The organism is Halovulum sp. GXIMD14793, from assembly GCF_054457435.1.
Map to the genome: position 1 here is coordinate 1 of NZ_JBTLNE010000014.1, position 12,469 is coordinate 12,469.

The window sequence follows — 12,469 nt, forward strand, 5'->3', positions numbered from 1 at the left end:
CCATTTGCAGCCGTTCTCGGCGACAAAGAGGATCGCATTAATCACGGTCAGGTTCGAAACCCGCACATTCCCGCGCTGAACCGGTAAGTAGGGGCAGATCAGCGCGTAGTGGCTTTCTGCTATCTCATTCATAACAGATACTTTGTACAAAACAGCACTATGCAATAGTGTTAACAGGCCCTAGGCAGTTCCAACCGGAAACAACGAGCAAGCCAAAGCCTCATTCGAACATATCTTCCTCGCCCTCTTCCTCGCCCTCTTCGCGCACCACACCGGGCGGCGGGCGGTTGTCGAGGAGGCCGCTGTCGCGCAGTTCTTTGACACCCGGAAGATCCCTGGCGCTTTCCAGACCGAAGTGATCAAGGAAGGTCGGGGTCACGACGAAGGTGGCGGGGCGACCTGGGGTCATGCGGCGGCGGCCCAGCTTGATCCATTCCAGTTCCAGCAGCAGGTCGATGGTCCCGCGGGATACGGATACACCGCGGATTTCCTCGATCTCGGCCCGCGTGACCGGCTGGTGATAGGCGATGATGGCCAGTGTTTCGATACCCGCCCGGCTTAGCTTTCGCGGCTCCACCGATTCCTTGTGCATCAGGAACCCCAGATCGGGTGCTGTGCGAAAGGCAAAGGCATCGCCAATTTTCAACAGGGTCACCCCCCGCCCTTCGTAGCGGCGTCTCAGATGATCCAGGGCCTCTGCCGGGGCACAACCATGGGGCATGCGGTCAGAAACCTGCTTAAGGCTTTGCGGTTTGTCGGCGGCAAACAGGATCGCTTCGACCATCCGTTCCTGTTCGGCCATTGGCGGGGCGTCGAACAGGGTGTCGAGATCTTGCTTATCCTCGGCCTCGGGCGCGTCGTCCTCAGCCATGCGCAGACCTTTGTCGCAGCGAGATTGGTGCGAAGGTCTCGCTTTGGCGGATTTCCAGCTTGCCCGCCTTCACCAGTTCCAGCGAGGCCGCAAAGGTCGCCGCCAGCGCCGAACGGCGCTTTTTCGGGTCCAGACGCCAGCCCTCGGGCAGAAAAATCTCAAGCTCAGACCATTCAATGGCATGGCCGATTAGACCTTTCATCCGCTCCAGCGCTTGCTCCATGCTATAGACCGGGCCGCGTTTCATATGCAGCGGCTGGAAGTCGTCGCGGGTTTTGATCCGCGCATAGGCCTGCATCAGTTCCAGGATATTGGCCTGATATTCGACCTTGCGTTTGGTGGTGATGCCCTGAGGTTCACCACGGGCGAAGAAATCACGGCCCAACTGATCACGGGCCATCAGCTGCGCGGAAACCCGGCGCATCGCCTCCAATCGCTCCAACTGGAACGCCAGATGCGCGGCCAATTCCTCGCCCGATGGCCCCTCGGCCTCGGGATCGGGGGGCAGCAGCAGGCGGGATTTGAGAAAGGCCAGCCAGGCCGCCATCACCAGATAGTCGGCGGCAAGTTCGATGCGCAGCTTCTTCGCCGTTTCCACAAAGCTCAGATACTGCTCGGCCAGTGCCAGAACCGAGATTTTGCGTAGATCCACTTTCTGGGTCCGCGCCATGGTCAGCAGAAGATCAAGCGGCCCCTCATACCCATCGACATCCACGACAAGCGCCTCTGCCACGATACGGTCTGCGGTGTCTGTCTGCTCTATGAAGTGATCATCGGGCATTTACCTGCTCCTGCTTTGGCCCCAATCGTGCCAATTGCGCCAGCGCATCGGGGATGTTGATCGGTTTTGCCTCGGGTCTGGCCGCAAGCGCGGCCTCCGCTCTGTCGGCGGCTTTTCCGGCCAGGTCCGGCGTGGCAGAGGCAACCTCTTCCATCTCTTGCCGGTGGCCATTGCAATGCAGCATCAGGTCACAGCCTGCCTGCAGGGATTGTTTAACGCGGGCGCTAAATGGCCCGCTGAGCGCGTGCATCGACAAATCATCGGTCATCAACAGCCCGTCAAAGCCGATGCGACGGCGGATGATGTCGATCATGCGGGGCGACAGGGTCGCGCAATTCTCAGGATCTATATGCGTATAGATGACATGGGCCGTCATCGCCATCGGCAGGTCGGACAGGCCCGCAAAGGCGGCAAAGTCGGTCGCGGCCAGAACCTCGGCACTTTCTTCGACGACCGGCAATTCGGCATGGCTGTCCTGACGCGGGCGACCATGTCCGGGAATATGCTTGAGGACCGGCAGCACGCCACCATCGCCCAGACCATCAGCCACCGCCCGCGCGACGGCTACCACCTGATCAGCCTCGCGCCCGTAGCAGCGGTTCCGCAGGATCGGGTGCGTGTGCGGCTGCGCGATATCGGCCATCGGTGCACAATTGACGTCAATGCCCAGATCTCGCAACTCTGCCGCGATTACGTGATAGCGCAACCGCATGGCAGCAACCCGCGTATCCAGATCCGGAAATCCATCCAGAAAATCCAGTGGTGCGGGCCATTCCGTCCAGTCTGGCGCACGCAAACGCGCGACACGCCCCCCCTCCTGATCAATCAGGATCGGCGCATCACGCCCAACCGCATCCCTTAGATCGGCCGTCAAACGGCGGATCTGATCGGGCGTTTCAAGGTTGCGGGCAAAAAGGATAAACCCCCAAGGGTCAGCTTCGGCCAGAAAGGCGCGTTCGCTCTGATCCAGAACCGGGCCTGCACACCCGAATATAACCGCCCGCGCCATAGCTCAGCGCACCGTCACAGGGATGCATTCCACCCCGCGCGCCTTGAGCGCTTCGCACATCGCGTTTTGCTGCGCGGCTTCGTCAAAGCCAAGGACGCGCAAACGGAAGAATGTGCGGTTATTCGATTCGGCCTTCTGAATATAGTTGCTGTGCCCACCCAGCAGGTCGGCGTGATTGCTCTGTAGCCGCTGCCATTGCGAGGTGGCATCGCCCGGGCTGTCAAACGCCCCGATCTGCACAGTGCGGGTGCCAGCAGGAACCTGCGTTTCCGTAAATGGTGTCGGTGCCGGGGCGTCGGAGGTTGCATTATTGCCCGGGCTTGGTGCGGGCGCGGCCGCCGCCAGATTTGCCGGACGTGGGATCGGGCGGTCTGAGGCACGGGGTGGACCGCCAGGAACGTCACCGCCGGGAACCACCGGCACCGCTTCGCTTTCCGCCGCAACACCTTCGGCAGCCTCAGTCGTAGCCGTGTCCGCATCAATTGCCGCAACGGTGGTTTCACCTTCCTCCTCGATGGGAGGTAGATTCCCGGCGGCCAAGTCTTCCTCGGCAAGGGTATCCGGGCCCGGCGCCAGTTCTGCAGCATCCGGTGTGCCCGCTTCGCCGCCAGCCAGAATTTCATTGACTTCAAGGCCCTGATGCTCAGCGATAAGGCCGCCGGGGTTCTCTGGCGCAACGCGGGCCGGATCGGTCATGGCCCGGATGACAGGGACCGCCTGCGCATCGCGCGTGCCCAGGCGATACGCCCATATAATCAGCGAGACCACAAGCAACAGCGACAGCGCAGCGCCCCCCCATTTGGTGGCCGCACCAACCGCCCCGCCGAAGCCGGGTCCTTTAGAATCGCCCCTTAACGTATCCTGCATCTGGTCAAAGCCTCTTTAGACGAACACCATATAATGTGTCAGCCCCCGCTCCAACCCCGAAATATTCTTTGGCTTCTGCCGTTTTACATTTCTTCTTTCGGAGTCACGCCCAGAATACCAAGACCAGCCGCAATCACAACCGAAACGGCACGGATCAGGGCCAGACGCGCGGCAGAAAGATCCGGCGCGTCCTCGCGGATAAAGCGCATGTCGGGGTCTTCCTTGCCCAGATTCTGATAGGCATGATAAGCGCTGGCGAGGTCGTAAAGGTAGAATGCCACCCGATGCGGTTCATGCGCCTTGGCCGCCCCTTCGACCAGACGCGGCCACTCGGCAAGCTTTTTCATCATTCCCTGCTCTGCACCATGGCTCAGCAGGGAAAGATCCGCTGGCCCTTCCGCCAGACCCCCAGCCTTACGCTGGGCCGAGCAGATCCGGGCATGCGCGTATTGCACATACCAGACGGGATTGTCCTTTGACTGCTCGGTCGCCTTGGCGAAATCGAAATCCAGCGGCGCGTCATTCTTGCGCATCAGCATGGTGAACCGGGCCACATCCGCGCCCACCTCATCCACCACATCGCGCAAGGTGACAAAGGTGCCCGCCCGTTTGGACATCTTGAACGGCTCGCCATTCTTGAACAGGCGCACAAGCTGGATCAGCTTGATATCCAGCGGCACCTTGCCGTCCGACAGGGCCGACACCGCCGCTTTCATCCGTTTGACATAACCGCCGTGATCCGCGCCAAAGACGTCAATCAACTGGGTGAAGCCGCGCTGCACCTTGTCATAGTGATAGGCGATATCCGGCGCGAAATAGGTCCAGGAGCCGTCAGATTTCTTGATTGGCCGATCCACGTCATCGCCATGCTTGGTGGAGCGGAACAGGGTCTGCTCCCGCGGTTCCCAATCCTCAGGCACCTTGCCTTTCGGCGGCTCAAGAATGCCGTCATAGATCAGACCCTTGTCGTCCAGATCGGAAATCGCGGCCTCGATCCGGCCTGTGCCATAAAGCGCTTTTTCCGAGAAAAAGACATCCATCTCGACGCCGAGGCTAGCCAGATCGCCCCGGATCAGGTCCATCATCGCCTCGGTCGCGTATTCGCGCAGTTCAGCCAGCCAGCCCTGCTCGCCCATCTCGACGAACTTGTCGCCGACCTTGTCTTTCAGGGCCTGGCCCAGCGGCACCAGATAATCGCCGGGATAGGTGCCTTCGGGAAACTCCACGCTTTGACCATGCGCTTCAAGGTAGCGCAGGTAGACGGAGCGGGCCAACACATCAACCTGCGCGCCGCCATCATTGATGTAGTATTCCCGCGTCACGTCATAGCCAGCAAACAGCAGCAGACTGGCCAACGCATCGCCAAAGACAGCGCCGCGCGCATGGCCGACATGCATAGGACCAGTCGGGTTGGCCGAGACATATTCCACATTGACCTTCTCACCCGCGCCTTGCGTGGACCGACCGAAATCCGTGGCATCTGTCAGGACCGAACGGACCACGCCCTGCCAGATGCCATCGCTTAACCGCAGGTTCAAAAAACCCGGCCCGGCCACATCGGCACTGGCAATCTGCGGTTCCGCCTGCAGCTTTGCCGCCAGCGCCTCGGCCAGATCGCGCGGCTTGGCACCCGCAGCCTTGGCCAGCACCATGGCCGCATTGGTCGCCATATCCCCATGCGCCGCATCGCGCGGCGGCTCGACCGAAACAGCGTCAAATCGCAGATCGCCGGGCAAAACCCCCTCTGCGATCAGCGCCTCAAGGCTTTTCAGGACGAGCGTGTGGATATCGGCAAACAGGTTCATCGGTTCAGGTCTCTGTCAAATTCGCGTTCCGATACCATATGGCTTCTTGGCGAACCAGCGGTTATCTGTGCAGAGCTTTGGTTTACGGATAGCGATCACATGACAAACTTCCCCGCACCTTATCTTGATATCGACGGCAGACTTTTAAGGCTTGCCGCGATTTCTGGCGGCATCGGCGCGGCAAGCTATGCGTTCATAATGGCCGAAATGATGTACCCCGGCCTCTGGCTCACAGAGAGCGGGCGGATTTTTCAGATGATGCTCTTCGCAAAGAGTATAGCTTTTGCGATTTGCGCCGGCTGTCTTGCTTGTGTTGTTCTCAAGGCAACATGGAGAAGCGCGCCAAACTGGCTTGTTGTGGCTTTGGGCCTGATTACCACTGCGATATCAATCCAAGCGGCCCAAAGCCTGTTTGATACCTTGCTATCCGAGGGTTTCGTAGCCTCTGCCCTGGCCTGGACACCAGGGAAGCTGGCCCCCTGGCTGTGGGCAGGCATAGTGGTAGCATTTTTTCTGACCTCTTTATCGTTAAAGCGTTTCGGGATAAACCTGAGACAAAAGATTATCCTGAAACGCAGTGATAAGCCTATATGGTGTACGCGTTTCGATTTTAGGTGATGTCTCAAGGTAAACTCGAAACGCTTTAGTGGCACTTAACCGTGGCAGCCGCACGGGACAGTTTTTTCTGCTCGCGGGCATTTCAGGAATGATAAACCTTCAGCCCAAAATAGGCTTCGACCAGATATCGAACTATCTTTTTGATCTGGAGTACGCACGCGAGACTCTCGTCGGGGTGTCTATCGAGTTTCTGATAGCGTCTGAGGTTTTGCTGTCACTGGGCCTATGGGCGGCCGTTTCCCTTTTATCTCCGCCCAAGCTCCTTGCCTGGATCGGCGCCGTAGTGGTGCAGGTCCCAATCTATTTCCTAACATCGTACCATCTTTGGCTGGGTCTTGCCGGAAAGCCGCGTGGGTATGTTGACTATCCGCCGGTCTTCGCGCCCAACGCTTGGAAGATGTCCGTTGCCTACTTTGCACTTTGCGGCACTGTGATCGCATTTCTAAGCATTTTCTACATCTTCCGGGCGCGACCGGAGCGTACATTCGAATAGGCGTCAGCTTTTCTGCGTCGGGTCCATGATCTTGCGATGTTCCTGCAAGGCAAAGCGGTCGGTCATACCGGCAATGTAGTCTGAAATCACCCGCGCCGCGCCCTCGCCTTCGCCCGCATAGTTCGCTTCTTTCCGCCATTGGTCGGGCAGAAGGCCGGTGTCTTCCATGAGCACATTGAACAGATCGGTCACGACGATCCCTGCCTTGCGGCGCATCCGGCGCACCTGCCAATGGCGATACATATTGTCAAAAAAGAACTTGCGGATGACGTTCAGTTCCTCCTCCAGCGGACGGGAAAAGCGGATTACGGACATATCCAGGGCGCGGATGTCATGCGGTGATTTAGGTGCGACACGACCCAGAATCTGTGCGGATTCGCGCAAGACATCCTCGACCATCACGCCAAAGACCCGGCGCAACGCTTCGTGCTGGCGGCGGGCTGGAGCAAGGTCTGGGTACAGGCGGTCCACGTCCTCGAACTGCGGACCGATGATCGGCAGATCCCGGATTTGCGCTTCGCTGAACAGCCCGGCGCGCAAGCCGTCCATCAGATCGTGGTTGTTATAGGCAATGTCGTCGGAAATCGCCGCGACCTGCGCCTCGGCACTGGCATAGGTGTTCAGCTCAAGGTCATGCCCGGCATTGTACGCCGCCAGCGCATAGGGGATGTCGCCGGTGACCGGGCCGTTATGTTTGGCGATGCCTTCCAGCGTTTCCCAGGTCAGGTTAAGCCCGTCAAACTCTGCATAGTGCCGCTCCAGCGAGGTCACGATTTTGATCGCTTGCGCATTGTGATCGAAGCCGCCCCAGGGGGCCATCACCTCGGCCAATGCGTCCTCGCCTGTATGGCCGAACGGTGTGTGGCCCAGATCATGGGCCAGCGCGACGGCTTCGGCCAGATCCTCGTTCAGGCGCAGGGTGCGGGCGATGGTGCGGGCGACCTGCGCCACCTCAATCGTGTGGGTCAGGCGAGTGCGGTAGTAATCACCCTCATGCTCGACAAACACCTGGGTCTTGTGTTTCAGCCGCCGAAAGGCAGAGGCGTGGATGATCCTGTCCCGGTCACGCTGATATTCTGTGCGGTGCTGCGACCCCGGTTCCGCCACCAATCGGCCACGGCACGCATTGGGATGGCTGGCATAGTCTGCAAGATCCATGACGGCTCCGAACTTGTTGCGGCGCGAAAGGCACCCTATATTGGCGGGGTGTAGCCCAATAATGCAGTTGCGAAAAGATGGACCTGTCCCTGCCCCCCAAAGTTACCGACCGCGCCTATGCGCAGTTGGCCCGCATTGCCGAGGACGCAGGCGCGGTTAAACACCTGCGCGTTGCGGTCGAGGGCGGCGGCTGTTCCGGGTTTCAGTATGAACTGACGCTAGAGGATACCCCGGCCGAGGATGATCTTGTGCTGCAACGTGACGGACAAGCGGTGCTGATTGATCCGGTATCGCTGCCCTTTCTGACCAATGCCGAGATTGATTTCACCGAGGAACTGATCGGAGCACGCTTCGTGGTCAACAACCCCAACGCCACCTCAAGCTGCGGCTGCGGCACCAGTTTTTCGATCTAGCAGCGCCTTGGGGTCCAGCATTTCGCGCCGGATTGCCGCCGCAAGCAGCGGGTCCAGCTTATCCGGGAAATCCGCCGGGTCCAGCCGCGTATAGCCAAGGCGTTCTGCGACAGCCCAGTCAATCCGCGCATTCAGCCGCGTCACCAGCGGAGCGGTCAGGCGGGCCTGCCAGCGTTTGTCCCGATAATAGGCCGCCAGGTCATCCGCACTAAGGCCTTCGCCCTTGGTATTGCGCCGTATCGGTTTCAGTCCTTGGTCCGGCAAGTGCAAGTGCGCCAGCGCGCGCTGCAGGCTGCCCGTGTTATCCTCGACAAAATCCTCAAACTTCAGAAAGGCGCAGCGCAGACCCAGCGCGTAGGCATCGTCTGCAAAGTTAAGATAGGAGCGCAGTTTCAATGACCACAGGTCCATGGGCGAGGCGACCAGCGCAGGCACACCTTCGCGCCGGTCGGTGATCCATGGACGATCGGCAAAAGCCTCCAACCCGTCCGAGGCCGGGCCTTTCATGTGGTGGGGCCGACGTGCCAAAGCCAGAAACCAGGAATAGGGATCGCGCAGCATGAACAGTGTTGAGACCCGCGCCTCAACCATCGCAGGGGTCAGCTTGGCACAGGCGTGTTTCCAGGGATCATCGGCGGTGATCCTGGTGTCGCGCAGCGCCTCAAGATACTGCTTGCGCCAGCCACCGGTAAAGCGCGCCTCAATCGCAGCCTCAAGCGAACCATCCGTGGCCGGTGCTGCGCCAAGGCGGCGGCGCAGGCCGTCCAGCCCTGCGAGCATGGCGTTCACCGCCCGTGTGCCGGTGTTCCGCTCACCAAAAACCTTGATCACATGCTTGTCCATCGCGCAAAGCATGACCTGCGATGTTTAACATTGGCTTAAGCCGGGCACGGGTGGTAGCAAAGGGTCGGATGACCGGGGACCTACGATGAAAATTGCCACCTTCAACATCAATGGCATCAAAGCGCGCCTGCCCGCGCTGATCGATTGGCTGCAGGAGGCAGACCCCGATGTCGCGCTGTTGCAGGAGATCAAGTCGGTCGACGAGGCCTTTCCCCGGGAGCCGCTGGAGGATCTGGGCTACACCGTCGAAACGCATGGGCAAAAGGGCTTCAACGGCGTTGCGATCCTATCAAAACTGCCGCTGGAGGATGTGACGCGCGGTCTGCCCGGCGATGACACTGATGAACAGGCGCGCTGGATCGAAGCAACGGTTATGGGCGAGGTCGCGGTGCGTATGTGCGGCCTGTACCTGCCCAATGGCAATCCGGCCCCCGGGGAGAAATTCGACTACAAGTTGCGATGGATGGAGCGGCTTTATGACCGCGCGCAAGCCCTGCTCGCGACCGAAGAAATCGCGCTTATGGCCGGGGATTACAACATCATCCCGCAGGCCGAGGATGCGGCACGTCCTGAGGTCTGGACCGAGGACGCGCTGTTTCGCCCCGAAAGCCGGGCCGCATTTCGCCGGATCGTCAATCTGGGCTTCACGGATGCCGTGCGAGCAACCAATGCCGCAGCCGAGACCTATTCATTCTGGGATTATCAGGCCGGTGCATGGCAAAGGAACAACGGAATACGCATCGATCATCTGCTGCTGTCCCCCCAAGCGGCGGATCGTCTGCAGGGATGTGGCATCGACAAGCAGATCCGTGACCGCGAGAAACCATCTGACCACGTACCTGTGTGGATTACACTCAACGCCTAAGGCAGCTTGTAGGGTGGGTTTAAACCCACCCTACCGCATTGCCTCGGTCGTATCCGTGCCATAAAGCCAGTCAAACCGCCTCAGCAACCCGCCCGGCAAAGCGGCGGCAACCCGTACCGCTAAATGTTTGGCTTGTCGCAGCCCCGGCCGTGCTGTGTGATAGATCCCCGCATTGCCTGCCGCTTGTCTTTGCACCTTTGTCGTCCTTGGCTTGCGCAGCGCTTCATAGAGCGCCAGGGCCTCGTTCAGAGGGGCTGCATCGCAACACACTGCAAGAACCCAGGCATCCTCGATCGCCATCGCAGCACCCTGCGCCAGAAACGGCAACATGGGGTGGCACGCATCCCCTAGCAGCACAACATTATCCCAATGCCAATGCGACAATGGGCGATGATCGAAGAGGCCCCAAAGGAACGTTTCCTCCAACCCGTCCAGCAAGGTCTCAACTTCTGTGCACCAGCCCGCGAAAGCGTTTCGGACATCATGGACCGACGCACTGGCCTGCCAACCCTCCTCGGTCCAGCAGCGACGTTCCTCTACCGCCACAACATTCCAAAGCATCCCACCGCGCAGAGGGTAGCTGACCAAATGTCGGTAAGGCCCCCAAAAGGCAGTCACCGCCTGTGGCAGCAGTCCCTCCGGCAACCGTTCAGCCGGAACCAACCCGCGCCACGCAACCTGTCCGGTGAATTTCGGCTCGGAAGCCCCAACCACGTAAGACCGCATCTTCGATTTCAGACCATCCGCCCCGACAATCATGTCGTAAGCACTCAAGTCCTGCGGCGTTGAAATTTCATTGTTCAGCGACAGGGTCACGCCGGCTTCACCCGCCGCCTTCAGCAAAATACCCAAAAGATCGGCCCGATGAACCTGCAAATAGGGCGCACCATAGCGGGCCTCAGCCACATCACCGAACGCGATACGGGCAATCTGCGCACCACTTAACCCATCACGGAAAAAACCGGCCAGTGGGCGGGTCGCGATCCGGCGCAACTCCGATCCAACACCGAGCGCATCAAGCACCTTGACCGCATTGGGGCCAAGCTGCAAACCGCCCCCAACCTCTTTAGCCTCAGGGGCTTGCTCAAATACAGATACAACAGCGCCATGACGCGCCAAAGCCAAGGCCGCAGCCGCACCGCCAACCCCTGCGCCCACCACGGCAATCCGCTGTCCGTTCAGCGGCATCCGGCACCCCAATCACGCAGGTGCCGGTCAATCTCAATCGTCGCGGTGAACCCGCTCACGCCGCTCATGCTGCTCCTGGGCCTCAAGGCTCAGTGTCGCGATTGGACGGGCATCCAACCGTTTCAGGCTGATCGGTTCCCCGGTCACTTCGCAATACCCGTAGCTTCCCTCGTCGATCCGGCGCAACGCCGCATCAATCTTGGAAACCACCTTACGCTCACGATCTCGGGTACGCAGTTCCAGGGCGCGATCAGTCTCTTCCGAAGCGCGATCCGCGAGGTCCGGAATATTACGCGTCCCTTCCTGCATGCCTTCGATTGTGTGGCGGCTTTCCTCAAGAATCGAATTTTTCCAGTCCAGAAGTTTCTGCCGGAAATACTCTAGCTGGCGCTCATTCATGAACGGCTCATCTTCAGCGGGTTTGTAGTCATCGCTGAAGTTGTTCTCTGCTTTCATTCGTGCACTACCCTTGGTCTGACCCAATGTCCGGTCCTTGCTCTGGCGTTTCCGACCCAGCCGTCCCGGCCCGGACCACCCCCCTCGTGGCGCCTGCTCTAATCCTTTTGTCTCGGGATGTCACGCGTTTCGTGATCATGTTTGTTTGATGTCCCCGGTTTTTCGCCCTATGGCTTAGCTGCGGACTACGCAGGCAAGAAAGGCAGCATTCAATGCAGTTTCAGGGTACCGAAAACTATGTCGCAACCGATGATCTGCGGGTGGCCGTCAATGCTGCGATCACGCTGCAGCGCCCTTTGTTGGTGAAAGGAGAGCCCGGAACCGGCAAGACGGAGCTGGCCAAGCAGGTCGCGGGCGCGCTGGACGTGCCGATTCTGGAATGGGCCGTCAAATCCACCACCCGCGCCCAACAGGGGCTTTATGAATACGACGCCGTCAGCCGCCTGCGTGACAGCCAGTTGGGCGATCCCAAAGTGGAGGATGTCAGCAACTACATCCGCAAGGGCAAGTTGTGGCAGGCGTTTGAGGCCGGTCAGCGAGTCGTGCTGCTGATTGATGAGATCGACAAGGCGGATATCGAGTTTCCCAATGACCTGCTTCAGGAACTCGATCGCATGGAATTTCATGTCTACGAGACCGGCGAAACCATCACCGCCAGGCACCGCCCCATCGTCATCATAACCTCAAACAACGAAAAAGAGCTGCCCGACGCCTTCCTACGGCGCTGCTTTTTCCACTACATCCGCTTTCCGGATCAAGACACCCTCGCCCAGATCGTCCAGGTCCATTATCCCGGCATCAAGCAGGACCTTCTGCGCCAGGCCCTGACCACGTTTTTCGAGCTGCGCGAAACGCCGGGGCTGAAGAAAAAGCCGTCCACCTCGGAAATGCTGGATTGGCTGAAACTGCTGGTTTCCGAGGATCTGGACGCATCCGATCTGCGCCGCGCCCCGCAAGAGGCCTTGCCGAAACTGCATGGTGCGCTGCTGAAGAACGAACAGGACGTTGCGTTGTTTGAACGCCTCGCTTTCATGTCGAAACGCGGCTAATGCTTTGCCGGATGACGCGCGCCTGCTATCCTGCTGCGAAAATTGAGGCAGAC

General features: G+C 59.6%; 14 protein-coding genes. 5 read left to right on the forward strand and 9 right to left on the reverse strand.

Going from position 1 to position 12,469, the window contains the following annotated elements; genetic code table 11:
- Positions 1–220 precede the first annotated feature (220 nt).
- From scpB to argS, 5 genes are all read right to left on the reverse strand, one after another.
- A complete protein-coding gene (gene scpB / locus ACW9UQ_RS05360) occupies positions 221–871 on the reverse strand; it encodes an SMC-Scp complex subunit ScpB (protein ID WP_458929972.1) in 651 nt (216 codons plus the stop codon).
- The gene (locus ACW9UQ_RS05365) at positions 864–1,652 is read right to left on the reverse strand and encodes a segregation and condensation protein A (RefSeq protein WP_458929973.1); all 789 of its coding nucleotides are present in this window, start codon (positions 1,650–1,652) and stop codon (positions 864–866) included. Before ACW9UQ_RS05365 ends, scpB begins: the two co-directional genes overlap by 8 nt.
- A complete protein-coding gene (gene nagZ, locus ACW9UQ_RS05370) occupies positions 1,642–2,661 on the reverse strand; it encodes a beta-N-acetylhexosaminidase (RefSeq protein WP_458929974.1) in 1,020 nt (339 codons plus the stop codon). Before nagZ ends, ACW9UQ_RS05365 begins: the two co-directional genes overlap by 11 nt.
- 3 nt (positions 2,662–2,664) lie before the next feature.
- On the reverse strand, positions 2,665–3,528 hold the full coding sequence (locus ACW9UQ_RS05375) for an SPOR domain-containing protein (protein ID WP_458929975.1): 864 nt from the start codon (positions 3,526–3,528) through the stop codon (positions 2,665–2,667).
- Between the two features lie 83 nt (positions 3,529–3,611).
- A complete protein-coding gene (argS, locus tag ACW9UQ_RS05380) occupies positions 3,612–5,333 on the reverse strand; it encodes an arginine--tRNA ligase (RefSeq protein WP_458929976.1) in 1,722 nt (573 codons plus the stop codon).
- A 99-nt stretch (positions 5,334–5,432) separates the two neighbouring features.
- Between argS and ACW9UQ_RS05385 the strand changes: the two genes are divergently transcribed.
- Entirely contained in the window at positions 5,433–5,951 is a 519-nt protein-coding gene (locus ACW9UQ_RS05385) for a hypothetical protein (protein WP_458929977.1), read from the forward strand.
- Between the two features lie 88 nt (positions 5,952–6,039).
- Positions 6,040–6,444 (forward strand): hypothetical protein, encoded by a 405-nt coding sequence (locus ACW9UQ_RS05390; RefSeq protein WP_458929978.1) that lies wholly within the window; start codon positions 6,040–6,042, stop codon positions 6,442–6,444.
- Positions 6,445–6,447: 3 nt separating this feature from the next.
- Here ACW9UQ_RS05390 and ACW9UQ_RS05395 read toward each other — a convergent pair whose 3' ends face one another.
- The gene (locus ACW9UQ_RS05395) at positions 6,448–7,602 is read right to left on the reverse strand and encodes a deoxyguanosinetriphosphate triphosphohydrolase (protein WP_458929979.1); all 1,155 of its coding nucleotides are present in this window, start codon (positions 7,600–7,602) and stop codon (positions 6,448–6,450) included.
- 77 nt (positions 7,603–7,679) lie between these two features.
- On the opposite strand from ACW9UQ_RS05395, the gene erpA reads away from it, so the two are divergent.
- Positions 7,680–8,015, forward strand: coding sequence for an iron-sulfur cluster insertion protein ErpA (erpA, locus tag ACW9UQ_RS05400; protein ID WP_458929980.1), 336 nt, complete (start codon positions 7,680–7,682; stop codon positions 8,013–8,015).
- On the opposite strand, the gene ACW9UQ_RS05405 is transcribed toward erpA, so the two are convergent.
- A complete protein-coding gene (locus ACW9UQ_RS05405) occupies positions 7,980–8,846 on the reverse strand; it encodes a hypothetical protein (protein WP_458929981.1) in 867 nt (288 codons plus the stop codon). The two genes, erpA and ACW9UQ_RS05405, sit on opposite strands and share 36 nt — an antisense overlap.
- 97 nt (positions 8,847–8,943) lie before the next feature.
- Here ACW9UQ_RS05405 and xth point away from each other — a divergent pair, with 97 nt between their 5' ends.
- Positions 8,944–9,723: an exodeoxyribonuclease III gene (xth, locus tag ACW9UQ_RS05410; protein ID WP_458929982.1), complete on the forward strand. Its 780-nt coding sequence runs from the start codon at positions 8,944–8,946 to the stop codon at positions 9,721–9,723.
- Positions 9,724–9,753: 30 nt separating this feature from the next.
- Here xth and ACW9UQ_RS05415 read toward each other — a convergent pair whose 3' ends face one another.
- Both ACW9UQ_RS05415 and dksA read right to left on the reverse strand, forming a co-directional pair.
- Entirely contained in the window at positions 9,754–10,911 is a 1,158-nt protein-coding gene (locus ACW9UQ_RS05415) for an FAD-dependent monooxygenase (RefSeq protein WP_458929983.1), read from the reverse strand.
- Positions 10,912–10,944: 33 nt separating this feature from the next.
- Positions 10,945–11,367, reverse strand: coding sequence for an RNA polymerase-binding protein DksA (gene dksA, locus ACW9UQ_RS05420; RefSeq protein WP_458929984.1), 423 nt, complete (start codon positions 11,365–11,367; stop codon positions 10,945–10,947).
- 212 nt (positions 11,368–11,579) lie between these two features.
- On the opposite strand from dksA, the gene ACW9UQ_RS05425 reads away from it, so the two are divergent.
- Positions 11,580–12,416: an AAA family ATPase gene (locus ACW9UQ_RS05425; protein WP_458929985.1), complete on the forward strand. Its 837-nt coding sequence runs from the start codon at positions 11,580–11,582 to the stop codon at positions 12,414–12,416.
- The last annotated feature ends 53 nt before the right edge of the window (positions 12,417–12,469 follow it).